We start from the raw sequence: 25,675 nt of genomic DNA on the forward strand, positions 1-25,675 counted from the left end.
CTCCCTCAGTGACGGTGCAGCAGGGCGAACGGCTCGCCCATCCGCCCCTGATTGTAGGTGAAGGCCAGGTCGTGGGGGTCGAGCAGGAACCGCCGCTGCTGGTCCAGCCGCGCCTGGTCGTCGATCCGCTTGCTGATCACATAGCGCAGCCGGCCGTCGCGCAGGTCGATGATCAGGGTCGCGCCGCCCCGGAAGGTGAAGTCGCCCTCGCTCCAGCCGCCCTCGCCGCGGTCCTGGGCCGCCTGCACGTCGGGGTCCAGATAGCCGCGCCGTCGCTGGGTCACCTCGATGACCAGCTGGCGGATGTCCTGGCCGTCGGGACCGGCCCGGCGGGTGGTGCGCACGCTGTGCACCTCGACATGCAGGCTGGTGTCGTCCCGCGACAGGGTGTGCAGCCGATCGCCATCGGGGATGTTGAAGAACAGGCCCAGGGCGTCCTCCCAGGCCCGGTCGGCTTCCACCCGGCGTTTGATATGCATGCCCTGGGCCGACATGGCCGCCATGAACACCTGCCAGCGTCCAAAATGGCTGTCGGCCCTGGCGAGGCCCTCGCGCAGGGCCGTGAGGTTCTGCGCCGAAAGCCCCCAGCCGCGCAGCGTGGCCGCCTCGCGTTCGATGAAGGCTTCGGCGGCGTGCGGCTTTTCCAGATCGGCTTCGGCGCTGTCGGTGGAAAACGCCGCCCGGGCCTGGGCCAGGAACTGTTTGAGGCGCCGGTTCTCGGGCGAGTCGCGGTCGTCGTTGATCCGCAGGTCGGGCTGCACCAGCCAGTACCAGACCTTTCGCCGGTTGTTCTCGGCGGTGACGGTGATGTCGCCGCGGCGGTATTCCGGCAGCAGGTTGAGGTCCTCGTTGAGGATGTCGGCGGTGTTCAGGAAGCCGGGGTCGTCCGGGTCGGTGACCAGGGGCTCGTCCCACAAAAGGTTGTCGGGCGACAGCGACAGACAGTGGTCGGGGAAGATGCCGCGATTGCGGAAGGCCTCGATGAAGGCCAGCCGATAGTTCAGCCGGTCGTCGGGGATCAGGTCGGTGTCGGCGGTGATGATGCCGCGCAGGAACTCGCCGAACCGCACGTCCATGGGCGGCATATAGTCCAGGGCCCGGATGCACATGCGCAGCACATGGTCGGCGCTCTTGGTGGCCTCCTTGGTCAGGCGCGCGGTGAGGTCGGGATGCAGGGAGCGGCCCTCGCCGGGGCGAATGCCGCTCAGCCGCAGCAGGTCGCTGGTCCTGGCCCGGTAGATGCTGAGGAAGGCGTCGAACACCGCCGCCACCAGGATGGCGCCGCGGTCGTGCGGTTCGGTCGTGCCCTCCAGCAGGTCGGGGTTGGGGCTCTTGTCGATGAAGTCGCGCAGGCTGGCCCGGCCGGTGGCGCCCTTGGCGAACTGGCTGGCCAGGCCGCTGAGCAGGCCGGACTGGTCCAGCTGGCCGCTCTGGCGGTCGATATAGTCGTAGACCGCCTCATAGAGCTGGAAGTGCGAGAACAGGGCGGCGATGTCGGCGAAGGCCTCATGGAAGGCCAGACTGTCGAGGCTGGTCGGCTCCGAATAGCGCGGATGGATGCCGTCCAGGATGGCGTGGGTCGTCTCGTGCACGATAATGTCGTGGGACAGGGCGGTGAAGATCCAGCTGGCTCCGGCGGAGCGCTGCAGAGCCTGGAAATAGCCGAACAGCAGGGCCCGCTTGCCGCGGCTGTAGTAGGCGTTCGCCTCGCGCAGGGCGTGGGGATAGATCCGCAGCTTGTGGGTGGGCTGGTAGGTCTTCTTCTCGTTGTTCCAGGACTGGGCCCAGATCACCTTGCGGCCCAGGGCCCGCTCGAACAGCTTGATGGTCTTCATCGTCACCGCGAACACCATCTGCTGGTGGAAGCGGGGATCGCCCTCCGAGGGCGGCAGGCCGTCCTGGCCCAGCACCTCGACGGCGTTCAGGTCGATCGGGGGATAGAATTTGTCGCTGCAGGGATCGATGTCGACCACCTCCAGATAGTCGTTGACCGGGCCGGGCTCGAGCAGCCCATCGGCCGGGTCGTTCCAGGTCAGGGCGATGGTGGCGTGGCCGAACCGGGTCGAGCCCAGGTCCAGCGAAGCCTGGGGGTCGAAGGCGTAGACCCGCAGGCGCCGGGTGGCCGGCAGCCGGAGCGGCAGGTTCGAATGGCTCATGGGGTCGCTCCGGTGAGGCGAGGCGATTTCAAGCTAAGGCTGTGTCTCGTCGCAGTCTAGGATTGTGATGCGGTCGCTCAGGTCAGCCCGGCGGTCTGCCGCAGTCCCTCGAAGAGCCCGATCCCGGCGCTGACCGCCAGGTTCAGCGAGCGGGCGCCCGGCCGCAAAGGGACGACGACCCGCGCCCCGGCGGCGGCGTGGATGTCGTCCGGAACCCCGGCGGTCTCGCGGCCGAACAGCAGCACATCGTCGCTCTGGAAGGTGAAGGCGTCGAGCCGTTCGGCGCCCCGGGTGGTGAACAGCACCAGCCGCCCCGCGGGGCGGTCGCGCTGGAAGGCGTCCCAGCCGGCGTGGCGGACCATGTGGCCGAGCGGGCCGTAGTCCAGGGCCGCCCGCTTCATGCCCGCGTCGTCGAAGCGGAAGCCGACCGGCTCGATGACATGCAGCCCGACCCCGAAACAGGCCGAGAGGCGGATACAGGCGCCGACGTTCTGCGGGATGTCGGGCTGGTAGAGGGCCAGGTGCATGGGCGCGCTATAGCCAGAACCCGCGCCCTTGTCGCCGCCGACGATAGGGCGGCTAACGCCCGGACGAAGGGGCGCCGAGGCCAAACACCTCCTGCAGCGAGCGCACTTCGGGCAGGATATAGACCACGCCGTAAGTGCCCGCGAAGGCTGGACCGACCACCTTGTCGAAGAAGGCGGCCGGCACGTTGATGCAGCCGTAGGAGATGCGGTTGTCGAGGGGCGAGGCCGTCGCCAACCGCTGCAGTCGCCGTTCGGCCCGGTTGGCGGTCACGACCCGATGCATGGAAACGCCGGCGTCGTAGTCAATCCAGACGACCTCCTGCGGCCCCAGGTCGGGGCCCAGCGCCGCCACGAACCGGCCGGCGGGCGTGGTGCGTTCCGCCGGACCTATGCTCGCCAGGCTGCGCTGGCCGATGCCCGGAACCGATCCGTCGCCCTTGGCCAGGCCCAGCAGGATGGCTGAGGCGCCGCTCAGCCGCCCGTCGGCCCGGAAGACGAACACCCGGGCCTGGACCTTGTCGATGATGACGAATGGCAACCCGCCGTTGTCGCCCGAGGCGATGACCCAGTCCGCCACGCGTCGGGCGTTGGAAGACGCGGCTTCGTCGCCGAATTGAGCCAGTTGGGCCGGGGCGGCGAACACGGGGGTTCCCATCGCCAGGGTGGTCGCGACGAGCAGGGCGGCAAGGGGGTGGGGGGCTCGTCGCACGCTAGTTGCGATCCTGCTTCCGGGGATAGACCGGCGCCACGAAGGGAACGGGGGCGGGGGTGTGGGCGGCCGGGGCGGCGGCTGGGGCAGGCTGGGCGGCCTGGGTCGCGGCCTGGGCCGGCGCTTCGGGCTGGGTCGGCGCGGCGGGCATGGTCATGCCGCCGCCGAGCACCGCCAGCGCCAGATCGAAGGCCGGTCCGCTGGCGGAGGGGCCGAACCCTCCGGCCAGCGGCGGGCTCGTCGAGACGACGGGCGGGGGTGACACGGGAGGCGGGGAGACTGGAGGCGGGGATACGGGCGGCGGCGACACGGGCGGGGGCGACACGGGCGGGGGCGACACGGGCGGCGGCGACACGGGCGGCGGCGACACGGGGGGCGGAGATACCGGCGGCGGCGAAGGTGGCGGCGACACGGGCGGCGGTGACGGTGGCGGTGACGCGGCGGCCAGGATCGTGCCCGTGGTCCTGGAGCCGGTTACGCAGCAGGAGGTGGGCAGGGCGTAGCGGGCGGCGGTCGGGCCGGAAAGGCTGTAGCCGCTGAAGGTGACGCCCACGTCCGATCCGACCGTGGCGCTGTCGAACACGGCCGTCGCGCCCGGCCCGGCGACCAGGTTCACGCCGGCCGGCGCCCCCTTCAGGCCCACCAGGGTGACGCCGGTTCCGCCGTCGAACGTCTTGCTGGCCCCCGGATAGACCAGCATGTGCTGGGTCAGGATGGCGCCCTGGCTCAGGACGAAATGGGTCGAATAGTCGGTCGGCGCGGCGTACGAGACGGGATTGTAGTCGATGACCACGTTGGCGTTGGGTCCGGTGACGGTGGTGGGCGGGGCAAGCGCGCCATAGGTCAGCGTGCCGCCGGCGACGCCGGGGCCACGGCCGCTGTTGCCGGCGATCAGCATCAGCCCGGGCGTCAGGCCCAGGCTCTGGGAGGGTATGGTGCTGCCGCGGGTCAGGGTGATGGCCGCGTCGACATTGATGTCTTCGCCCACGCAGATGGTGATGTTGCCGTCGGTGGTGGTCATGGCGCCCAGGGCGCTGAGATTGGCGTCGCGGCCCCCGCTGAGCAGCACGCTGCCGTTGGTGGTGGTGACGGCGGCCCTGACGTTCACGTCGCGGCCGCAGCAGACCACCAGGTTGCCGTTGGTGGCGGTGATCGCGGCGTTGATGTTCACGTCCCGGAAGGCGGCCAGGGTCAGGGTGGTGGTGTTGGGCGTGGCGGTCCAGCTGACAGCGTCGTTGACGTTGATGTCGCCGTTGCCGACCGTGGTGGTGTGCAGGCTGGTGGTCGGCGGCGATCCGGGAACCGTGGCGTCCGGCCCCGCCGTGGTGCTGATCGTCACGCTGTTGGTGACCAGCAGGGCCGACAGGGTCGCGCCGGAGATGTTGCCGCCGGCCCCGATGGTGAAGTCGAGGGGGTCGATCAGCCAGGTCCCGGTCACGCCCTGCGGGGCGGCGGTGGTGATCTGGGCGTTGCTGGCGACGTCGACCCGGGCCGCCGAGGTTTCGATGGAGCCGCCATTGCCGCCGTTCGGGGCGCTGGCGTCGAGCCGGCCCGCGACATTGACCACGCCGCTGTCGGCGTCGCCCATCAGGCGGATGACGCCCTGACGGTTTTCCAGGGTCTGGGCCTGGATCACGCCGGTATTGTTGACGGCCGAGCCCAGCAGGGCATTGGCCGAGCGGGCCGTCAGCAGCACCCGGCCGCCATCGGCCCGGATCATGCCGCCGTTCTCGACCAGGGCGCTGACCGCCCCGGCGTCGACCTGCACGTTCAGCAGTCCGTCGCCGGCGACATCCAGGGTGACGACGTCCCCCGCGGCCAGCGACACCGCGCCCAGGCGGGCGGAAATCACCCCCTGATTGCTGACCGAGCCGCCCAGCAGGACGACCGAGCCGCCGTCGGCGTCGATAACGCCCTGGTTGACGACCGATCCGGTTCCGGCCCCGGCGAACCGGTAGCGGCCGGCCATGAAGTCGGCGTCGTCGATCTGCAGGGTCGAGGCGACCAGGCCGCCCACCGAGATCTGCGAACTGGCCCCGAACAGCACCCCGTTCGGGTTGACCAGAAAGACCTGACCATTGGCCGACAGCTGGCCAAGGATGACCGACGGGTCCGACCCCAGCACCCGGTTGAGCACCACCGAGCGGGCGTTGGGCTGCACGAACTGCACCGACTCGCCGCGGGCTATGCTGAAGCCCTGCCAGTTGATCACCGCGCCGCGGCTGGTCTGGGTGATGACCAGCGCGCCGGGAGCGGCGGCGATGGTCGCCGATCCCGCGACCACCGCGCCCTGCGTCGGCAGGGCCTGGGCGACGCCGGCCAGCGACAGGGCCAGCAGGCCGGCCAGGGCGGAGCTGGCGACGAGCCGGGCGCGGCGGCCGCACGCCCGCTGAGCGCTGGCAGGCAATTGGTTGTTCATGCGGACTATCCCTGTGCCGAAGGCACGGCGGTGCGTACTGACGCCGCCATCAGAAGAACTTGGAAATCTGGACCCAGATCCGGCCCGAACGGTCAGGGGCGGAAACGGCGGGCTCGTCCCCCAACTTGATGCCATAGGAGAGCTTAACGGAAAGGCCGCGGTCGTCGCTCCAGCCCAGGCCGACCCCGGCGGCGCTCAGCGATCGCCGGTTGGGCCCGATGACCCAGGGCGACTTGGAGAGGGTGACCTCGCCGTGGTCGACGAAGATGAATCCCTGCGTATGGCCGCCCAGGCCCGGCGGGCTGGCCAGTCTCAGCCGGCCCTCCAGGCTGGCCAGATAGCCCTCGTCCCCATAGGCCTCGCCCTCGGGATAGGCCCGCACGCCATAGGCGCCGCCCAGCTCCATCTTTTCGGAGGAATCCAGGTTCTTGGAGGCCAGCTGGCCGCGCAGGCCGCCGTAGAGCGAGAAGGGGCCTGGCAGCGACTGCAGCCGGCTGATCTCGAAATTGAGCTTGGCGTAGCGGCCCTGGGTCCGGGCGGTGACCGCGTCGATGGCCCGCACCACCGGGGTGCGGATATTCAGATTGCCGAACCCCAGGTCCGCCGAAGCCGTGGTCCAGCCGCCGCCCCAGAAGCGGTCCCGGCGATCCGCCAAAAGCCCGACGGTGAAGACGTTGGCGCGTCGCTGGCTGATCGAGTTGGTCGCGCCGATGCGGTCGGTGAAATCCCGCGCGTCCAGGGACCCGATGAGCCGCAGGTTGGCGTCCCGCGAGCGCACCAGGGGATAGCTGGCGAAGAGGCTGGCGACATCGGCGGTCCCGCGTCCGTCCAGGGCCGAAAACTCCCGTCCCAGATGATAGCTGAGGCGGGCGTAGCTGGCGCCGAGCGTGGTGTCGCCAAGCCGGAACTGATAGGCCGCCCGCGCATAGCTCAGGCCCGAGCCGGCGGTCAGCAGGCGCAGGCTGGCGACGTCGCCGATGCCCAGAGGTTCATTGAAATTCACCGTGCCGCCGCCCCTGTACTCGCCGGTGTAGCGGTCGCCGCCGTTGTCGGCCTCGAGGCTGCCGGTGACCCGCCGTCCGGGCGACAGGTCGACCCTCAGATCCGACGTGCCCACCGCCTGGCCCGGCGACAGGGTGGCGCTGACCTGCACGCCCGGCAGGTCGGACAGCAGCAGCAGCCGGCGCTGGAGGGGGCCCGAGGCGACCAGGTCGCCCGTCGTCAGGCCGCCGAGGCCGGCGCCGGTCGGCGTTCCCGGCGCGGCGTTCAACGTCACCTGTCCATAGCGGCCTTCGACCACGGCGATGGTCACCGCCCCGTCCTGGATGTCCTGGGCGGGCAGATAGGCCTGGGCCACGAAGTAGCCCTGGCGACGGTAGAAGTCGGTGATCCTGGCGGCCATGGCCCGCAGGCCCGCCAGGTCCATCTCGGCGCCGGGCGTAAATCGCGCCACGGAGATCAGCTGGGCCTCAGTGAACTGGGTCTGGCCGGTGACGTGCAGCGACCGCACCAGGATGCGCAGGCCCGGCGCCGTCGCCTCGGGCCCGGGCGTGGCGGGCGCCATCCGGATATCGGGGAGACTTTGCGGGGCCGGCGGCGCGGGGGGAATTTGCTGCAGTTGTCCGCCGGCGCCGGCGCCGGGAGTTTGCGCGCGCGCGCTGGCGCCGACCGCCAGCAAGGTCGCTGTCAGCAGAACCAGCCTATTCATGGAGACGCCCTGAAATGCTCCGACGGCGCTGCGCAGGGAGAGCTGGCCAAGCCGCGGGGATAATCTGGAATGCACAATAGAATGTAAGGTTCCAACAAATAGTACAAATATATCTAGATTGAACTTTGGGAGTTCGATTTATTTCATAGTTTAAATCAAAGTCATATTGGATTAATGTTCCAGAAATAGAGTTTGCGAATTCACAAATCGCGATCGCCCAAGGCGATGGAGATGCGGAGCCGCCGGGCGGCGTGGCGCTCTTGCGTTGAAACATGACAGCGGCAAAGCTGCGGTGAACCAAAGGGGCCCCGCCGCATGATCCGATCACGTTTGATCCTGGCCGGCCTGGCCGCCGCCTTCATGATGTCCGGCCCCGGCGTCGCCGAGCAGTCCTCCTTCTCGCCGTGGGATTCCCTGAGCGCCGACTATGTCGCCTTCACCCACGAACAGGATCCCATCCGGGCCGGCGCGCGGGGGGATGCCGAGGCGCTGCGGCGCTGGCCGGACAACTCTCCGGCCAACCTGGCCAGGCAGGCCAAGACGCTCAAAGGGTTTCAGGCCCGGCTCGCCGCCATCCCGACCGAGGGTCTTTCCGAGACGGACGCGCTCAGCAAGGCGATGATGGCCCGGCAGGCAGCCGTGTCGCTGGAAAGCATCGCCCTGGATGAAGCCCGGCTGGCCTTTCGCAACGGCGAGGGCTTCTACACCACCCCCGACGGCGTGGCCCAGGCCACGACCCTCAGCGACGAGGCCGAGGCCCAGGCCTGGCTGGCCCGCATGGCCGGGGTTTCCGCCTATTTCGAGCGCGAGACCGCCAACCTGCAGCGGGGGATCGACACCCGCTTCACCCAGCCGACCCTGGTCACCCAGCGCGCCATCGAGGTCGTCGAAAAGGCCGCCGCCCTGCCGGCCGAACAGAGCCCGCTGCTGATCCCGCTCGCCACCCTGCCCGACAGCCTCCCGGCCGCCCGGCGGGCCGAACTGCGCGCCCAGGCGCTCAAGATCATCGAGACCTCGGTCAAGCCGGCCCAGCGCAGGCTGGCGGTCTTCCTGCGCGAGCGCTACCTGCCCGCCTCGCGGCCGGCCCTGGGCGTCTCGACCCTGCCGGGCGGGCCCGCCTACTACGCCTTCGTGGTCCGCCGCGAGACCACCACCGACCTGACCCCGCAGCAGATCCACGACCTGGGCCTCAAGGAGGTCGCCCGCATCCGCGCCCGCATGCAGGAGGTGATGGACGAGGTCGGCTTCAAGGGCGATGTGCGCGCCTTCTCCGACAGCCTGCGGGCCGACCCCGCCAATTTCGCCCCGAACGCCCAGGTCTATGCCGAGAAGCTGGGCGAACTGGCCAAGCGGGTCGACTACCTGCTGCCCCGCTATTTCGGGACCCTGCCGCGCCTGACCTATGGCGTGCGGGCCAAGCCGGCGGCGCTGGAAAGCACCTCCGACGGCTATCTGGTCGGCAGCCCCGAGAGCGGTCAGGCCGGACAGGTGGTCTACGCCGCCTCAGGGGCCACGCGCGAGCCGCTCTACAACATGCCCGCCTGGTTCCTGCATGAGGGCGTGCCCGGCCACCACCTGCAGATCGCCCTGGCCCAGGAAAACACCGGCCTGCCGGAATACCGTCGCAACGACGACATCACCGCCTATGTCGAGGGTTGGGCCCTCTATGCCGAGCGGCTGGGCGAGGACTTGGGCGTCTATCGCACCCCGCAGGAGAAGTTCGGCCGCCTCAGCATGGAGATGTGGCGGGCCTGCCGGCTGGTCATCGACACCGGCCTCCACGCCATGGGCTGGAGCCGCGACCAAGCCGCCGCCTGCCTGAAGGACAACACGGCGATGACCAACGAGGCCATCTATGGCGAGGTCGACCGCTACATCGGCTGGCCGGCCCAGGCGCTGGGCTACAAGATCGGCGAGCTGCGCATCGAGGCCATGCGGGCCGAGGCCGAAGAGGCGCTGGGGTCCCGCTTCGACATCCGGGCCTTCCATGACGTGGTCCTGGGGGCCGGCGCACTGCCCATGGACCTGCTGGAAAAGCGCGTCGATGTCTGGATCGCCGAGAAGAAAGCCGCCCGTTAACCAACAGCTTGTCGGTCGGCAATTCGACCGATAGCGTCGCGCCCGACGTCACGGCGCGACCGGACGCTCCAACCAACACAACGGGGGATTCTCTCATGAAACTGAAACTGCTCGCCGCTGTCGCCGGCCTGATGCTGATCGCCTCGCCGGCTCTGGCCGCCTCCACCACCGTCGAATTCGCCGACAAGGCCAGCGGCGCCAAGGTCGTCGTCACCTTCGACGGCGCCGGCATGGCCACCGGCGCCGATGGCGTGGCGGTCCCCTACACCATGGACAACGACGCCAAGAAGCTGTGCTCGACCTATCAGGACCAGCCCATCTGCATCACCTTCAAGGCGATCGGCACGGAGGTCGGCTTCACCACGCCCTACACCGACGACAAGGGTAATTCGGGCGTCGCCACGATCACGGCGGTCGCGCCCTAAGCGATTCCAAGCGGCCCGGCCGTTCACGCCGCCGGGCCGTTACGCCTCCTTAAAGTCCTGCCGGCTAGGCTGCGCCGACAAGCAGAAGGCTTGAGGCGCATGAACATCACTTCTCCCCCCGCGAACGCGGGCGGTTCGGCCTATGACCAGCGCATGCAGCTGCGGGCCGCGCTGCAGCAGGCCGCCGAGGCGCGCAAGAGCGAGATCGCGACCGACAAGGCCAAGGCCATGAACAGTCCGATCTTCAAGGCCGCCGACAGCAAGAAGGCGCAGGCCAAGGCCAGGGTCCAGCAGATCGTGGAATGGCTGAAGATCGTCAAGAAGCTCTACGCCAACGACCCCAAGGCCATGGCCAAGGCCCTGGCCCAGGTTTTCAAGGACCTGAAGTCGGCGGTGAAAGCCTATCGCGACGCGGGCGGCCAGGAGATGAGCGCCAGCGGTGAGGCCGCCGGCGCGGCCATGGCCAGCGCGCCGGCTCCGGACGGGGCCAAGGCGGACGACAAGGCGGATGACGCCGACGGCGAGGCCAGGACCGCTGAAACCACGGCCGATGAGCCAGGGGCCGAGCCGGCCCAGGCCGCGGTGTCGGAGGACCCCAGCGAGGCGGCCAGGCCTTCGAGCGATGGCGCCTCGCTCTACCAGGCCGTGGTCGGCGAAATCCGCAAGGCGGTGGGCGAGGACGGCCTGGATTTCCTCAAACAGGTGCGCAGCGTCACCAACGAGATCGTCAAGCTGGTCGACACCGCCCGTGGCCAGGCGGCCATCCGCAAGCGCGACAAGGAAACCGACAAGGCCTTCGAGGACCTCGACAAGTCGCTCAAGTCCCTCCGCGAAGAGATGGACGGCATGGAGCAGGACATCCGCCGCGAGGCCCCGACCGCCGGGATGAAGCTGGATATCGCGGCCTAGACAGGGCCGGGCTTGGCCCGCCCCTTGGCCGGGGTCCGTGGTCGGCCGTCATATCAGCACGCCAACCCTCGGAATCGGGCTGTTCGGGTCCGGCCGGCAGGCCTGGTAGTAGCAGAGGCCGCAGCCGGCGATGGCGGCCTTGTTGCCCTGGTTGACGGCGTTCTGGACCCCGCCCGAGGTGGTGTTGAACACCGGCCGGAAACGCTTCTCGAAGTCGACGTCCTGGCAGGCGTCCCGCTTGGCTGGATCGGCGACGGTGAGGGCGAAGTTGCAGCTGCCGGCGGTGACATAGTCCGCGCCGCCCTGCTGGCCCAGGACGAAGCCCTTGATGTCGTCCGACGAGAAGCCGACGCCCAGATGCGCGCCCTTGGCCTTGGAGTAGGGGTGGGTGTGGAAGGTGGACAGGGTGTCGTCGCCGAACTTCTCCTCGGGCAGGTGGATGGATTCGCTCTCGCCCACGCCGGTGCGGATCTTCCGCTTGCCGCGCCAGTCGCTGACGATCCGGCCGCCGTGTTCGGTGACCTCTTCGCCGCCGTGGTTGGTCCGTTTCCAGGCCGCCTCCATGGCCTGGTAGATGTCCTCCGGAAAGCTGTGGAACGGCGGGCAGGGCGCCTCCGCGGCCCCCTTGGTCTGCTGAGGGGCCGCTCCCGCTGAGGCGCTGAGGCGGCGCAGCACCGCCTGGTTGCCGGGCTGGGCCGCCGTCCGCGCCACCATCGGCTGGCTCGTCGTCGCCAGCGACGGGCGGGGCCGGTAGGCCCAGGTGGTCACGGAACCGTCTCGTAGTGCAGGCCGTCCTTGAGACTGAAGACCAGCTTGGGGTCGCCGGGCGCCTGAAAATAGGACTCGCCCTGGCGCAGGTTGGCGTAGGAGCCCCGCATCCCCTTCGCGCCGTAGATCGAGTTCTCGGTGGCGATGGTCGTGTCATGCTGGGCGCGGTCACCGGTGTCGCCCTTGTAGGTCTGGCAGGCGACGCCGTGACCGCACAGTTCGTGCGCCAGGATGCGGGGCGTCGAAGCGGTGACCGGGCTGTCGGCGGTGTTGAAGCTGCCGAAGGTGGCCGTGCTGCCCGACTTGGGGATGACGATCTGGGTGTGCGGGGCGCACGGCGGGTGGGCGGTATGCGGCCCGGTGGCGAGCTTGGGAACGCTCTCCTCCTTGCCGTTGGCGAGCTTCTGCTTGGCGTTGAAGGGATTCATCGTCGCCAGGTTGATGTGGTAGGTCCGCTTGGCGTCGGTCATGGCGGTGCAGGCGCAATCGCAGCCGGGTGAGGCCGCCTTGGGCGGGCAGGCGCCGGCCTGCTCCTTGACCTGGACGCCGAAGGTGGTGGCCGATCCCGGACAGAAATCGTTGATGTGACCGGCGACCTCGACCGCGCCGGCGTCCGATCCCGCCACCAGCTTGCGGCGCATGACGGGCTGGTCCGACTGTTGGATGGTGTGCGCCAGTTCATGGGCCAGCAGACGCCGGCCCGAGTCGCTGCCGGGCGAATACTGTCCCTCGCCGAAGACGATGTGCTGGCCGACCGTATAGGCCTGGGCGTTCACCGCCCGGGCCGAGCCGGCCGCCGTCGTGTCGTCATGCACCCGCACCCCGCTGAGGTCGCGGTCGAGGCGCGGCTCGAAGAAGGCCCGGGTCTGGGCCGAGAGGGGCTGGCCGGGCGCGCTGAGCGTCTGGTGGACGCTGTCGGGGGCCGGGCTGCGGCGCAGGATGTCGTCGTCCTTGCCGGCGCAGGCGGCGCAGGCCCGGCGCAGGGTCGGCCCTTCGGTCCCGGACGCCGAGGGAGATGGGGGCGGCGGCGCGGCGCCCAGGCTCATTACCGCGTCGGCCACCCGGTCGGCCTCGGCCTCCTGCGGATCATCCACCGCCCCGATCCGCAGCTTGAACTGCGGCGCGGCGTTCAGCCCGCGCAGCCGGGCCTGGTTGCCCAGCCGCTGGGCCGCGGCGGCCTGCGTCGTGGGCTGGCCGCGCTGGATGGCGGTGTCTTGGACCGTGCGCTGCTGACTGACGAACATCGGCCGCGCCTAAGGCTTCAGATCGCGCAGTTCGTTGACGGAATTCCACCGGTTGCTGGGCGGCTCGAGGCGGGGCGGATTGAGATAGGCGTCGCCGTGGACCAGGTTGGCCATCACCTCCAGCCGGGGCGAAATGCCATCGACGAAATCGTCGTAGGCCAGCAGGCAGTAGACTCCATCGTCGTCCGGCCCCGGCGTCGCCCCGGCCGTCCGACGGCCCCGCTTGATCGGCTGGATCAGCATGTTGCCGGTGACCGAGCAGAACTCGGCGAAGAACACGCCAGCCGCCGGCGCAAAGGTCGTGTCGAGCCGCACGCGGTTGTCCTGCACCATCACGCAGGCGTCGCCCTCGTTGAACTCCAGCACCACGCTGACGCCGGCGAAGGCGCCGTCGAGCGGATCGTCGCTCTGCTCCCGATCCCGGTCCAATCGGCCCAGGATGCGCAGGTCGTTCTCACGGATATGCAGTTGGGGGTTCGAGCGGATGTCGGTGGCGCGGGCGGCCACGGCCATCATGTGCAGGCGGCCGGTGTCGTTGTAGCGCCACGCGGCCTTGTGCTCGGCCTGGCCCTGGAACGTGGCCTCCGTGTCGGCTGGCGGCGGCGCCGCCTTGACCGCTTCTTCCGTCGCCTGCGGAGTTGCATCGCCGATGATGGGGTTTCCTTGCGCCGAATCCTCCTTGAGCAGGCTGAGCACCGGCGGGGGGGATTGATTGGCGGTCGCCAGCACAGCTTCCGCCGCCTCCACCGTCACCGTCTCGCCCGCCAGAGTCTGGCTGGCCTTGATCCCGGCGGCGGCGGTCCGTTTGAATTCGCTGGTGATCAGGCTGATCATCTTGCCCGTGAAGACCACCCGGCCGGGAAGCCGGGTCAGGCTGTGCCTGCTGGTGGGCGGCGGGGGGACCAGCAGCCCCAGCTCGGAGACCATCTCCAGCATCGGCTGGTTGAACAGGCCGTCGATCGCGCCGGCCATGATCTGGGGCTCATTGAACCGCAGATAGTCGAGCCGCCCGCGCGCCGCCCCGAAGTCGGACGTGATGAAGTAGAAGCCGCCCACGCAGTCCAGGACCCGGTTCTCGGCGCAGCGAACGAAACCCATCCGCGCCACGACGACGACGGGCACGGTCAGGCCGGCGAAGCGGTTGCCGACGATCTCCGCGTCGTCGAGCCGCGCGTCGCCGATCGGCGGGGCCTCGTTCAGCGCCTTGTGGGTCAGGCGATCGCCCCCGGGCACCTCGGGCGAGAGCCCATAGCCGATCAGGAAGCGGAAATAGGTCGGGTCGCGCTGATAGCTGTCGTCGTGCAGGAAGGCGTTGTCCTTCAGCACCAAGCCCGTCGATTGGCCCCGGCCGTAGACGCCCAGCGCGATCAGCCGGCCGTTTTCGGGCAGTTCATAGCGGAACTGGCAGTCCTCGATCCTCAGCCGCGTGGCGTCGATGGCCATCACCCCGACCGAGACGAAGGCGTCGCCGCCCGCCTTGACGCCGCCGGTCGGCTTGGGGAAACCGTAGCGGTCGTCCGTCTTGACCAGCGGCAGGGTGAAGCGCAGCCCGCGCAGGGTGACCTCGTCGGCGTGGTCCACGACGATCAGGCCGGGCTTGAACTTGCCGAGCGAGCGGCCGTCGACCTCGATCACCGCCCCGTCCTGGCAGGCCTCCAGCACCAGGCCGTCGTGCCGAGCGTCCAGGTGTAGCGGATCGTTGAGCAGGTAGTGGCCGGGCCGCAGCGAGAGGGTGGCCGGGCCGTTGGCGCAGAGCTTGTCGACGATGGCCTGCAGGCCGTGGCCGGCGCGCACCTGTTCGGGGCCCAGCACCACCGCGCAGCAGCTGTCGTCCTTCTGCAGGGTCAGGGGCTTGAACGGGACGCGGCAGTCCTCCAGCACCCGGATGCCGCTGCTGGCCTCGGTGATGACGGCCAGCCGGCACAGCCATTGCCGCGGCCCGTCCGGCGGCTGCGGCGTGGTCTTGTAGCGGACCGGATAGACCTCCAGGGGCGTGCTGGGCCGTACGGCGAAGCGCCAGAACGGCCGGCCGGCCAGGGTCGGCAGGGCGGCGATCGTGACGGTGACAGTCAGGCCCGTCGGGTCCAGCAGCGCCGGCTGGCCGGACTGGAAGGGGATCTCGGCCTGCCAGAGGCGAACGAACAAAGGCTCGGCGGCCGTGCCGACATAGTCGGCGGGCAGGGCGGCGGCGAAGGTGATCCGGCGCTCGTCCGGATCGTAGCCCTGGACGCTGCGGATCTCGCCCTCGGGCGCGGCGACAAAGCTGCCGTCCTCCAGCTTGACCCGGCGGCGCAGCACCTCGATGGGCCGGTTCTGGCGCGGCTCATGCTCCGAATCCAGCGGCCGGCCAACCAGCACCAGCCGCCCGGCCCCGTCGCTGACCGCCCGGTGCAGGAAGGAGGCGTTGTTGTAGCCCCAGAGCAGGGTCCCGCGCCCGGTGGCCTTGTTGAAGCTGCTGACGGTGACCTGGATCAGCTGGTTGTCGGCGCCCAGATAGCCGCCCTGGGCCGGCGGGTCGCAGGGCCCCGGCGGCGGGGTCGGCGGCACGAAGTCGACCTGGAGCCGGGCGCCGGAGAGCAGCTGCAGGGTGCGGGGATCCAGGCTCAGTCCCTGCTTGGCCAGTTCGCCGGCAATCTCGGTGGCCGCCTCGGCGCAGGTATCACCCTTGATCGGCCAGCGCAGGACATGCTGCAGCAGCCGGGTGCGGGCGCTGGTGTCGGGACCGCCCAGGGCCACGTCCAGCAGGGCGGGGTCCTCGACCGCCGTCACCTCCTGCTCGGTGGCGCGCAGCAGCACCACCTCGCGGGAGCTGACGGGCGCCGGGGGCGGGGCGTCCAGCCAGTCGGGCTGGGCGTCGTCATGGATGTCCTCATCCAGGGTCAGCCGCCAGCCGCCCAGATACATGGTCCCGTGGCCGATCTTCAGCCTGCCGCTGTCGGGGCCGACCCCGTAGCCGTTGTCGGGCGTGCCGGCGGGGCCGATGATGTCGATGACCTCGTCGCGGCGGCCGTCGCCTTCGATCTCCCAGGCCTCGTTGAGGTCGGCTTCGACCTGCACGCGGCCCTGCTGGGCGACGACAGAGCGCCAAAGGCGGCTGGGATCGCGGCTGATCCTGGCGCGGTCACTGGCCATGCTTCTTCTCCTAGTCCGCGTCGATCCAGACGGGCGTCTGGCCGATCGGCATGTATTCGAGATATTTCTGGGCGAGGCCCCGGCGCTTGAGATTGGCGCGCTCGCTGTGGAAGGCTCCGGGTTCCGCGCCGTCTTCGGCGCAGGCCTGGATGCTGTCGTGCGGTCCCGGGGCGACGAGGAAGACGTCGGCGTCACGGGTCAGCCGTCCATACGGCGGCCGGCCGAACACCCGGCTGTCGAACAGCGCGACATGGGGCGGTACGACCAGACAGCGATAGGGCGCATGCAGCTGCGAGCCCTGGGCGTAGACCGAGAAGCGCACGCAGCCATGCTGGGCGTCCTCGACCTGGGCGATGTCGTCCAGCACGCACTCGCTGGCGGCCAGGCGGTGGGTGTAGGTCGGCCCCATCACCGTGGTGCGGATGAGCTGCACCGTGCCGCTGGAGAACCCCAGGGCCAGGTCGCCCAGCGCCAGCGGAAAGAGCTTCGCCAGCAGCGGCCCGTTCGGCCCCAGCGCCAGGGCCCTCAGCGCCGTGGCCAGCGCCCCGGTCGGATTGTGCGGATAGACATACTTTGCCAGCGCCTTCTGCACCGCCGCGGTCAGACCGGCGACCAGGGCCTTGGCCTGCGGGTTGTTGCTGGTCTTCAGGCCGGCGGCCAGGCTGGCGATGTCGATCAGGGCCGGCGGGTTGGCGCCGGCCGGATGGCTGGGGATGGACTGGACGATGCTGTCGCTGATGCGGATGGTGTCGGCCGAGCCGGTCAGCACGGTGCGGATCGGCCCCATGATGCAGCGCTCGATGATCAGCTCGCCGATCCGCGCCTCGATCAGGAGGCGGCCGGGCGCCAGGTCGATGCCGTCGACGGTCTTCTGGTAGAGGGTGGGCGGCGTGTCGCCCGCCCCGGACGAGCCGGGGTCGAGGGTGACCAGCCGCAGCCGCACGCTGTCGAACTCGCCGGTCAGGCGCAGGTCGGCGTTCTGCAGGTGCATGCCCTGCAGGGTCAGGCGCGATCCGGGCTGGCCGTTGATCCGCCAGATTTTGTGAGGCTTCCAGCGCAGCAGCGGCCGGGTCTCGGCGCGGGCCGTGATGGCCGCGTTGGCCGAGACGCTGATGTTGCCGGGGTTAGGATAGGTGACGCTGTCGGCGATCTCGAAGGTCTTGTCGTTGGCCACGCTGGTCGGCAGGCCGGTTCCGCCGGAGACGGCGACCTTGGGGGTGGGCAGGGCTAGCTCCGGCAGCAGGCGCGGATCGAAGCCGCCGGCCCCGACCGGCCCCGAGAAGCCGAAATGATAGTCGCTGGCGATCTGACCCAGCGGCGTCGCCCCCAGGAAGCGGAAGCGGCCGATGGTCGGATCGATCCACAGGGTGGTGCGATCGACGGGGGCCGAGACGTTGCCGGCCACCAGTCCGACGAAGAAGGCGCGCGGATAGAGCTGATCGGGCCGGGCCTTCCAGAGGCCCACTCGCACCGCCACCGGCAGCTGCCATTCCTCGGCGGCCACCCAGTCGTCGCTGCGCGGCCCGGACGGCGGGCGCGAGGGGATGAAGAGGGGGATGTCGCGGCCGGTCGGATCGAAGCTGAACTGGCCCGCGCAGCCGGTGCGCTCGACCGGCGTCGCGTCATGGATCGGGTAGGCGTAGAGCCGCCAGACGAAGACGCCCAGCTTGGGGATGTTGTGCCAGCCGGTCGACTGCCGGCCGCGCCGGAAGTCGGCGGTATGGGCGAACTCGTCGAAGGCCGAATGGGCGTTGGCCGCGCCATAGGCGTTGCGCAGGTCGGCCAGGCCCCCGGCCGGCGTGCCGGTGTGCTGGCCGGCCAGCCCTTCGATGACCGCCGGGTCCAGCGGCGCCGGCTCGCCGTTCACCCTGGGGACCAGGCCGACGGGCGGATCGAACTGGTGGCGGGTGCGGCCCAGGCGCCGGAAGAACTCGCCGATCTTGGCGTCATGGCCGCTGATGTCGTGGGCCAGCGCCTCCAGCAGGGCGACCGTGCCGGCGCGGCGGCGATAGTGGATGGTGTTGGCCACGTCCAGCCGCTGGGCGCGCGTGTCCAGGCAGCTGACCGTGCGGGTGGCCAGCAGCTCGCCCAGATAGGGGATGGCCCAGTCGTCGCAGGTCTCGATGAAGGCGTTGTCCGACAGGCGGTCGATGCTGCGCCGGACCGTCGCCGCCTGCACGCCGATGCGCCCGATGATCTCGCGCAGCGCCCCGCCGGTGTCCAGGTCGCGATAGACCGCCGGCAGCAGGTTCCACAGCCGCTCGGCGTACCACACGTCGTAGCCGTCATCAGCCATGGGCGTTCTCCCCCACGCTCGTGTCGATGGCGATGTCGCGCGGGTCCAGGTCGAACCAGCCGTCCTCGCCGATGGGATGCACGGGCAGGCCGTCCTCGTTCCAGGGCATGTTCACGCCGGACTGGGTGCCCAGGTTGCTCTCCAGCACCGCCACGGTCCCATCGACGGCCAGGATGGCGGCGATGATGGCGCTCTCGAACACCGGCTGGCCGATGCGCAGGCCCTGGGGCGAGAACAGCGCCCCGTCCCGGGTCAGCGCCATGCGCACCGCCCCGGCGATGGCGGCGGCGTCCATGCCGACCTCGACCTGCAGCTTGAGCCGAAGGCGGGTCCGCAGCGGCCTGGCCGGGACCACCGTGGGCAGGGTGCGGCCGCAGGCGCCCTTCAGGCTGTCGGTGGCGCTGGTCACGGCGGCGGCGTCATTGCCGACATAGACGGTGACGGCGGTGCGCTGGGACGCCTCGTCCCAGGCCCAGGCGGCCCTGGCCCGGGTGACGCCCGGCGCCTGGGCGGCGATGGCCTCGTAGTCCAGGACCGAGACGGCCCGTCCAAACGTCAGCACAGAGCGGGGGGCGTAGCGACGGATCTGATCAGGCGGATCGGCGTCGGCGCCCCCGCCCACGGCGACCGGGTTGCGCACGGCGATCAGGCCGGGAACCGGGTTGGCCAGGATGGTCAGCCTGCCGGCCGGCGGCGCCTTGACCCCCGCGCCGATGCGGTAGTCGGCGACGATGTTGTTGATCCCGGTCGGCAGGCGCGCGCCATTGACCCCGTCGCCGAACAGCACCTTGGTCGTACCGTCCTCGTTCTCGTGGGTGACGAACACCTTGGCGTCGGGCGCCTGGCCATAGAAGCTGGCGACTTCCTTCCAGGGCCGGCCGTCGACCCGCAGGGCGATGGTGCTGACCCAGCCGACGCCCTTGGCCAGCCAGGTGACCGGCGACTTGGCCAGGTTGAAGCTCTGGCCGGCCTGGCGGGCGTCGCCGCTGCCGACCACTTCATTGCGCACCGACTTGCCGCGCGAGACCGGCAGCAGGTTGTAGTGGGCCTTCAGCGGGGTGGTGAGGCTATGCGGCGGCGTCGGCAGGCCGCCGGCGATGGCCGCCCCGTCGCCGGACGACTCCAGCGTCACGGCCAGTCCACCGCCCGAAGCCCCTTCCAGCAGGGCCGGCAGGGCGGTCCCGGCCCGGAACCGGGCGGGCGCCACCGCCTCCAGATGGCCGTCCTTGCCGTCCCACAGATCGTTCGGCTGCTCGATCAGCCGGCCGACATCGGCCCAGCCGTAGGTGACGGTCACTTTGCGGAAGTTGTTCCGCACCTCCTGGGTGATGACCCTTTCCTTCAGCCGTATCAAGGTGTGGCCGACCAGCACCGGCAGGATGGGCGGCACGGGCGGCTTGCCCGGATCGCCACCGTCGCCGTTGGCGTACCAGCTGCTCTCGTAGATATCGTCGACCGTGCCCAGCACCGGCGCGGCGGCGTTGCAGACCAGCAGCACCGGCTCTCCGTGGGCCAGCGGCGGGATGCGGCTTGGCAGGTGAAGGTCCTGGGTCAGGGTCTGGCCCGTCTCCGGCGGCAGGCCCGTGCCGCAGGCCGACCACAGGCTGCTGGTCTGGCGCGACCGCAGCAGCCGGTAGTCCGCGGCCCGCAGGCCGGTCGGCGGGGTGTCGTAGAAGCTGACCTCGACCCGGGTCACCTTGGTGCGGTCGGGCCGCACGACGACGGTGGCGCGGTAGACCTGAAGCAGATGCCCGATCCAGCCGCGCCGCCGCAGCAGCAGGATCTCGCCGTTGTCCAGGTCGGTGTGCTCGCCGGCCAGGTAGAGGACGTCGGTTTCGGGCGCCAGCAGGTCGCCGACCGGCCGGGCCGGCACGGCGGTGGGCGAGCTGGCGACGACGTCCTCGTCCAGCTCGAAGGTCTGCACGTCCTCGCCGGGGCCGGGTTTGTTCTGGAACTGCAGGCCCTTGGGCAGCTTCACCTCGCGGCCGGGCTCGACCAGGGCGGCCAGGGTCCCGTGGGCGGCGATGGCCGGGCGGGGGCGATAGCCGAGCAGGGCGATCAGCCGCCGCACGCTGGGGGGCAGGTCGGCGGTGCGCAGGTAGGCCTGGTTGGCGATGCGCTCGTTGTAGAAGGTCAGGATGTCGGCAAGGTAGGCCCACCACTCGACCATCATCACGGCCAGGTCGCCCTCGCCGCCGGGCCGCCAGTCCTGCAGGGCGGTTTCGCCGTCGTTGCCGGTCAGCAGGGCGCGGCGGAACTCGCGCCAGGTCGCGATGCGGAAGGCGATGTCGTCCAGGCCCGGCGGGTTGACCGGCAGGACCGGGCTGTGGTCGTCGCAGGGACAGTGCAGCGGCTCGGTCATCGTCCGCCCTCCGGATAGACCCGGATCACGCCCCGCTCGGGCCAGTCGGGGTCGTTGTCGACGCGCAGGATTTCGTCGGGGGCGATCGGCAGAGTGTCGGGCAGGTCGACATAGCCGGTCAGGGTCCCGCGCTTGCGATAGCGGATGGCCAGCACGCCGGAGACGCCGGCCTGCCGCTGGATGGCCGCCTCCAGCCGGCTGCGCTGCAGGGGCGAGCCGAAGGTGAAGCGGTCGGCGTGGAAGAAGCCCGGCGTCCCCTCGCCGTCGCGCCCGCCGCTCAGGGCCTCGACTACCCGCTTCTCGACATCGCCCGGCAGGCTGTCGGGAGAGACGCAGACCTCGATTTCCAGGTCGACCGAGGCGTAGCGCGGCGGCGGCGAATAGGATTCCACCCCGGCCATCCGCCGGCGGTTCAACAGCTGGACCAGCTCCAGATGCTGCAACGGGGTGACCTCGCCCGAGCCCTTCGGGTCGGCGGCGGTGAAGGCGGTGAACCAGCTGCCGGTCCAGCGGAAGGCGCTGCCGGCCTGCTGCACCCAGGAAAGCTCCTCGGCGGCGGCGACATAATCTTCCGAGCGCACCGCGCGGAACTGGCGGGCGCGGAAGGCCTGGGGGGCCATGCGGCGGACATGGTCCAGAGTCTCGGCCGCCGCCCCGCCCTCGGCCGCGAACGGGTTGCTGGCGGCCGAGATGAAGGCGGCCCAGGCGGGATCGATCTGGTCGATGCTGTCGGCGGCGACATTGCCCAGGGCGCCCAGGCCCGTGCGGTAGCGGATCTCGAACAGGCTGGCCGGGGTGGGCGAGAGGCCGAAGACGCCGTCGCCGAACCGCACGGTGACGCCCTGGTCGCCGTCGATGTCCCACTGGGTGGGCCGGCCGCTGTTGTCGAAGCCGACGGGGCGCCAGGCGATGGCGTCCAGCGTGAAGGCCTCGTCCAGGCTGTCGGCCTCCAGCAGGCTGGCCGTCCAGGTCCAGTCGCGCACGTCGGGCAGCACCTGGCGCACCGAGATTTCCGGCGTCGGCTCATCATCCCCGTCGGCGAGCCAAGCCAGCGGTGTGGCGGCCAGCGGGTGGCGGTGGACGAAGTTGGGCTGGCGGTCGTCGCCGTTGGGCCCGCGCCGGGCGATGGCCAGGGGGGCGTCGGGGGCGGTGAAGGGGCGGGTGTCGATGGCCACGGTCTCGAGCCGCCGCTGGCCCTGGGTCGCCGGCAGCAGGTTGCCGGCCAGGCTGGTGCGGGTCAGGTCGCGCTCCCGCGTCAGGGCGTCGTCCGCCCGCCAGGCGATGCGGGTCACGGGGGTCGGGTTGCCCAAGGTCAGGAAGACGGCGTCATAGGCCTGCTCGACCTCGGTCAGATGCACGATCTGGCGCAGGCTCTCGCCCGGCAGGTCGGTCTGGATCAGCAGCGCCACCCCGGCCGCCAGTTGGTGGCCATGGCCCAGCAGCCACATCTCGGTGGCCTTGCGCGGCAGGCAGCGCTCCTCGTCGTCCCACCAGTAGGGGATCAGCTTTCCGGCGTTCCAGGCGGGGTTGACCGGATAGACGCTCGCATCCGTCAGGCCGGTCCCAATCTCGAACGGGATCACCTCGCCCTCGGGCGTGCGGGCCCCGACCAGGGCGCCGGCCGGGATCGGCGGGCCGGCGACGTCCAGGCGCAGCTGCACATGGGCGCTGGTCGCCGGCCGGGGCTCGTAGTCGACCAACCGCGCCAGGGCGGTCACCGAGCGGCGCTGGGTGGCCGTCTCGATCGAGGTCTCGGCGGCGACGCGATCCTGCTGGTAGCTCAGCTCATCGGCCAGGGCCGACAGCGCCTCGGCGAACATCACCCCGAAGTCGGCTTCCGACCGCTCGCGCCAGGCCGGATAGGCCAGGGCCGAGTATTCCAGCAGCGCCCGGCGGAAGCTCAGGTAGTCCTTGGCCAGATAGTCGATCGGCGGGATCGGCATGTCGTCCGGCGGGCAGGCCGGGCCGGGCTGCTGACAGTCGAAGTCGCTGGGGCAGAAGGCCTTGAACGAGAAGCTGGCCGACCGGAACATCCGGTCGATCTTCGGCGAGCCCAGCAGGGTCAGGCGGTAGTCCGAGAAGTCGCCCTGGGCCTCGAGCCGCAGGGTCAGGATCGGCCGGTTCTGGGCGTCGTGCGACCAGGCGTTGGCGGGAACGATGGGCCGCACCTTGACGGTCGGGATGCTATCGCCGCCATCGACCCTGGCGGTGAGGCCAGGGGCCGGGACCGGCTTGATCTCCACGGTGTTGAGGAAATGCACATGCAGGATGGTCGGATCGCCCGCATCGACCTCGATGAAGTCGATGCCGTTGACCTTGGTCGAACCCAGGATCTCGCTGGAGCGGTTGCGCACGGTCATGACACGACCGCCTGGACGCGCCGCACGGTGCGGGTTTCGATGAGCTCGTAGTCGATCTGCACGACCACCGCCCCGTCGGGCAGGCCCGCGCCGGGCGCGCCGTCCTCGGCGCTCAGCACGCTGACCTTGCGCACCACGATCTGGTCGCCCAGCCAGCGGGTCAGCGACTGGCTCACCAATAGTTGCGTGGTCGCCTCCAGCCCCACCGACAGCGGCGAGAACAAGAGGCGCCGCAGGCCCGCGCCATAGTCGGGCAGGCAGACCCGCTCGCGCGGATCGGTCAGCAGGATCTGCCGGATCATCTGATCGACGTGATCCTCGTAGTTGGTCCGCCGGGCCTGGCCGGCGCCGGGCGCGATGCCGAAGGGAAAGGCGAAGTCGGCTCTGGTCATTGGCCCGAGGCCTTCGGCTGGGTGTTGACGACCTGGACGGGTCCCTGCGGCGCCTGGGTGGCGGCCAGGCACAGGCCCACGCTCTCCCTGGTCAGGGCCGGCGTGCCGCCCAGGGTGTTGCGGGTGGCGGGCGAGACCCAGCGGACGGTGACGCAGGGGCTGGGGTTGGGGCCGATCATGAACGGACAGCCGGCGATGGTGCAGGCATCGCTCTGGATCAGCATGGCGGCGCCCGCCTGGGCCTTCTGCTGGCTGGCGATGGCGGTGACCGTCCCGCCGTGCGGGCACATCATCGTCGAGGCGGTGGTGAGGAACTGGCCCATCACTTCACCTCCAGCGCGCCGTCGTTGACGCTGACGCCGCTGCTGGTGGCGGCGATCTTGGACGAGCCGGCGGTGACGGTGATCCCGGCCGACTCCATCACCACGGTGTGGCCGTCGGCGTCCTCCAGGGTGATGGAGGGGCCGTTGTTGTCCAGCGAGACGCTGCCGGCCTTGGCGTACACCGCCTTGATGTCGGCGTTGGCCTTGGCCGGGACCTCGCCGGCCCGCCAGTAGCAGCCGGTCCAGATCGGATAGGAGACGTCGCCCGCCTCGAACTCGATCCACACTCCGCTGCCGACCTCGGGCAGCATGACGAAGCCGACGTCCGGGCCGGCATAGGGGACGCAGGCCATGCACCAGCCGCTGGTCGTCTCGCCCAGCACCGCCGGCACGGTGGCCTTGATGCGCATGGTCGGGGCGTCGACCTCGGTGACCGAGCCGCGGTATTTGCCGAAGTAGCGGCCGTGCAGCCGGTCGAGGGCGTCCTGGATCAGGTCGTCGTTCATGACGCCCCCACCGCGTTGCGCACCAGGGTGAAGCCCATGGTGTGGGTGTCGGCCGAGATGGAGTGGCGCACGCTCCAGACCAGGTAGCTTCCGGAAAACCGGGTCCCGGCGCTGTCGACCCGCACCAGCTTACCGACCCGCAGGATCGAGCCCAGGGCGGCGGCGGTGACGCTGCCCTCGCAGCGGACGAACCAGCCAGCCTCGGCCAGCACCGCCTGGGCCCGGGTGGTCAGCTCGCCGCCGTCGTCGACCATGGCGGTCAGCATCGCCTTGACCGGCTTGCCGGCGAAGGTCGCCAAGTCGCTGTCGCCCAGGGGCGAGAGGCCACTCTCGGCCGTCTCGCCGCCGGCTCCTTCGGTCGAGCTGAACAGGGCCTGGTGGGCCATGACGCTGGTCGGCCGCATGACGTCCCAGCTGAGGTCCAGATTGTCGATATTGGCGTCCGGGCCGCTGGCGATCAGGATGGCGGCCGGCTCGCCGTCCAGCTTGGGCCGGGCGAACCAGCCGGTGCGCACCCCGGGCATGTCCTCGCAGAAGACGCGGCACAGCTTGCCGCTGCGCTTGGCCAGATTCATCAGGAACTGGGCGTCGGTCGCCCGCTGCATCAGGCTGTGGCCGGCCTCGGCATGGGCCGGGCTGTCGTCGTCTGTGTTGCCGGGGTTGGGGGTGAAGCCGTACTCGCCGAAGATGCTGTTGGCGACCGAGCCGTCGGTGACGTCGACCCATTCGCGGGCCTGCTCGGTGGTGTTCATCAGCCAGGAAGCGTCCTGGCCCCAGACGCGCAAGGACGCCTCGCCGCCGCTGCGGTCCAGATTCAAGCTCTGGGCCAGCACGAAGCCGTCGATGATGCACTGGTTCTGCTCGTCGCAGGCCCGGGCGACCACCGCCACATTGGCCAGCGGACCGAAACGTGGATCGGCCACGGCGTCGAGGTCGCCCGCCTCGTCGGTGTTGGCGGCCAGGGTCAGGCTGAACACGCCGGGCCGATCGGCGTGCTCCTCCACCTCCAGCCCGCCCAGCCGGTCGGTCAGGTCGCTGGCGGGCGCGCCGTCGATCAGGATGTCGAAGGCCGCGCTCATCCGCCGTCGGACCTCGGAATGGCGACCAGGTCGCGCTCGCCCAGCGCGGCGGGAACCGGGCTGTTGGCCAGGTCGCACAGCGACCAGAACCTGGTGGCGTCCTTCAGATGCCAGCCGGCGATCTGGTCCAGCCGCTCATTGACGTCGCGCTTGTGATAGCCGGCCAGGACCGGGCGGGTCGGCAGCGGGATGGCCACGGCGCTGACCTCGCGGCCGTCGGCGGTCTTGACCGTGTAGACGGGCTGTTTGGCGTAGCGGCTGTTTTTGTCGAACATCGCGGC

Annotated in this window: 19 protein-coding genes; 3 read left to right on the top strand and 16 right to left on the bottom strand. The window is 70.3% G+C overall.

The features are described 5' to 3' along the window. Positions 1–5: 5 nt before the first annotated feature. From QO010_RS10825 to QO010_RS10845, 5 genes are all read right to left on the bottom strand, one after another. Entirely contained in the window at positions 6–2,156 is a 2,151-nt protein-coding gene (locus tag QO010_RS10825) for a gluzincin family metallopeptidase (protein ID WP_307349018.1), read from the bottom strand. Between the two features lie 77 nt (positions 2,157–2,233). Next, entirely contained in the window at positions 2,234–2,683 is a 450-nt protein-coding gene (locus QO010_RS10830) for a tRNA (cytidine(34)-2'-O)-methyltransferase (protein WP_307349020.1), read from the bottom strand. 52 nt (positions 2,684–2,735) lie between these two features. Then, positions 2,736–3,392 (bottom strand): L,D-transpeptidase, encoded by a 657-nt coding sequence (locus QO010_RS10835; RefSeq protein ID WP_307349021.1) that lies wholly within the window; start codon positions 3,390–3,392, stop codon positions 2,736–2,738. 1 nt (position 3,393) lies between these two features. After that, on the bottom strand, positions 3,394–5,811 hold the full coding sequence (locus tag QO010_RS10840; protein ID WP_307349023.1) for a two-partner secretion domain-containing protein: 2,418 nt from the start codon (positions 5,809–5,811) through the stop codon (positions 3,394–3,396). A gap of 49 nt (positions 5,812–5,860) precedes the next feature. After that, positions 5,861–7,519 (bottom strand): ShlB/FhaC/HecB family hemolysin secretion/activation protein, encoded by a 1,659-nt coding sequence (locus QO010_RS10845; protein ID WP_307349025.1) that lies wholly within the window; start codon positions 7,517–7,519, stop codon positions 5,861–5,863. A 315-nt stretch (positions 7,520–7,834) separates the two neighbouring features. Here QO010_RS10845 and QO010_RS10850 point away from each other — a divergent pair, with 315 nt between their 5' ends. The 3 genes from QO010_RS10850 (at position 7,835) to QO010_RS10860 (ending at position 10,932) form a co-directional block, all read left to right on the top strand. Continuing rightward, on the top strand, positions 7,835–9,598 hold the full coding sequence (locus QO010_RS10850; protein ID WP_307349027.1) for a DUF885 domain-containing protein: 1,764 nt from the start codon (positions 7,835–7,837) through the stop codon (positions 9,596–9,598). 95 nt (positions 9,599–9,693) lie between these two features. Beyond that, a complete protein-coding gene (locus QO010_RS10855; protein WP_307349029.1) occupies positions 9,694–10,023 on the top strand; it encodes a hypothetical protein in 330 nt (109 codons plus the stop codon). A 99-nt stretch (positions 10,024–10,122) separates the two neighbouring features. Beyond that, positions 10,123–10,932: a hypothetical protein gene (locus QO010_RS10860; RefSeq protein WP_307349032.1), complete on the top strand. Its 810-nt coding sequence runs from the start codon at positions 10,123–10,125 to the stop codon at positions 10,930–10,932. Between the two features lie 48 nt (positions 10,933–10,980). On the opposite strand, the gene QO010_RS10865 is transcribed toward QO010_RS10860, so the two are convergent. From QO010_RS10865 to QO010_RS10915, 11 genes are read right to left on the bottom strand one after another with little or no spacing between them, the layout of a single operon-like run. After that, positions 10,981–11,700, bottom strand: coding sequence for a hypothetical protein (locus tag QO010_RS10865; protein ID WP_307349035.1), 720 nt, complete (start codon positions 11,698–11,700; stop codon positions 10,981–10,983). Beyond that, positions 11,697–12,944, bottom strand: a complete 1,248-nt coding sequence (locus QO010_RS10870; protein ID WP_307349038.1) for an eCIS core domain-containing protein — start codon at positions 12,942–12,944, stop codon at positions 11,697–11,699. Before QO010_RS10870 ends, QO010_RS10865 begins: the two co-directional genes overlap by 4 nt. A 9-nt stretch (positions 12,945–12,953) precedes the next feature. Further along, positions 12,954–16,076 carry a DUF6519 domain-containing protein gene (locus QO010_RS10875; protein ID WP_307349041.1) on the bottom strand — a complete coding sequence of 1,041 codons (3,123 nt, stop codon included), beginning with the start codon at positions 16,074–16,076 and terminating at the stop codon, positions 12,954–12,956. Positions 16,077–16,086: 10 nt separating this feature from the next. Further along, a complete protein-coding gene (locus tag QO010_RS10880) occupies positions 16,087–18,372 on the bottom strand; it encodes a hypothetical protein (protein WP_307349042.1) in 2,286 nt (761 codons plus the stop codon). After that, positions 18,365–20,734 (bottom strand): baseplate J/gp47 family protein, encoded by a 2,370-nt coding sequence (locus tag QO010_RS10885; RefSeq protein ID WP_307349044.1) that lies wholly within the window; start codon positions 20,732–20,734, stop codon positions 18,365–18,367. Before QO010_RS10885 ends, QO010_RS10880 begins: the two co-directional genes overlap by 8 nt. Continuing rightward, entirely contained in the window at positions 20,731–23,094 is a 2,364-nt protein-coding gene (locus QO010_RS10890) for a baseplate J/gp47 family protein (RefSeq protein ID WP_307349047.1), read from the bottom strand. Before QO010_RS10890 ends, QO010_RS10885 begins: the two co-directional genes overlap by 4 nt. Next, the gene (locus QO010_RS10895; protein WP_307349049.1) at positions 23,091–23,486 is read right to left on the bottom strand and encodes a GPW/gp25 family protein; all 396 of its coding nucleotides are present in this window, start codon (positions 23,484–23,486) and stop codon (positions 23,091–23,093) included. The genes QO010_RS10890 and QO010_RS10895 overlap by 4 nt, the downstream gene beginning before the upstream one ends. Next, on the bottom strand, positions 23,483–23,809 hold the full coding sequence (locus QO010_RS10900; protein WP_307349052.1) for a hypothetical protein: 327 nt from the start codon (positions 23,807–23,809) through the stop codon (positions 23,483–23,485). The genes QO010_RS10895 and QO010_RS10900 overlap by 4 nt, the downstream gene beginning before the upstream one ends. After that, entirely contained in the window at positions 23,809–24,315 is a 507-nt protein-coding gene (locus QO010_RS10905) for a phage baseplate assembly protein V (protein WP_307349054.1), read from the bottom strand. Before QO010_RS10905 ends, QO010_RS10900 begins: the two co-directional genes overlap by 1 nt. Beyond that, positions 24,312–25,394, bottom strand: a complete 1,083-nt coding sequence (locus tag QO010_RS10910; protein WP_307349056.1) for a phage late control D family protein — start codon at positions 25,392–25,394, stop codon at positions 24,312–24,314. The genes QO010_RS10905 and QO010_RS10910 overlap by 4 nt, the downstream gene beginning before the upstream one ends. After that, complete coding sequence (locus tag QO010_RS10915) at positions 25,391–25,669, bottom strand: hypothetical protein (RefSeq protein ID WP_307349058.1); 279 nt, start codon at positions 25,667–25,669, stop codon at positions 25,391–25,393. Before QO010_RS10915 ends, QO010_RS10910 begins: the two co-directional genes overlap by 4 nt. Between the last annotated feature and the right edge of the window lie 6 nt (positions 25,670–25,675).

This window comes from Caulobacter ginsengisoli, from assembly GCF_030814835.1.
Taxonomy (GTDB): Bacteria; Pseudomonadota; Alphaproteobacteria; order Caulobacterales; family Caulobacteraceae; genus Caulobacter; species Caulobacter ginsengisoli.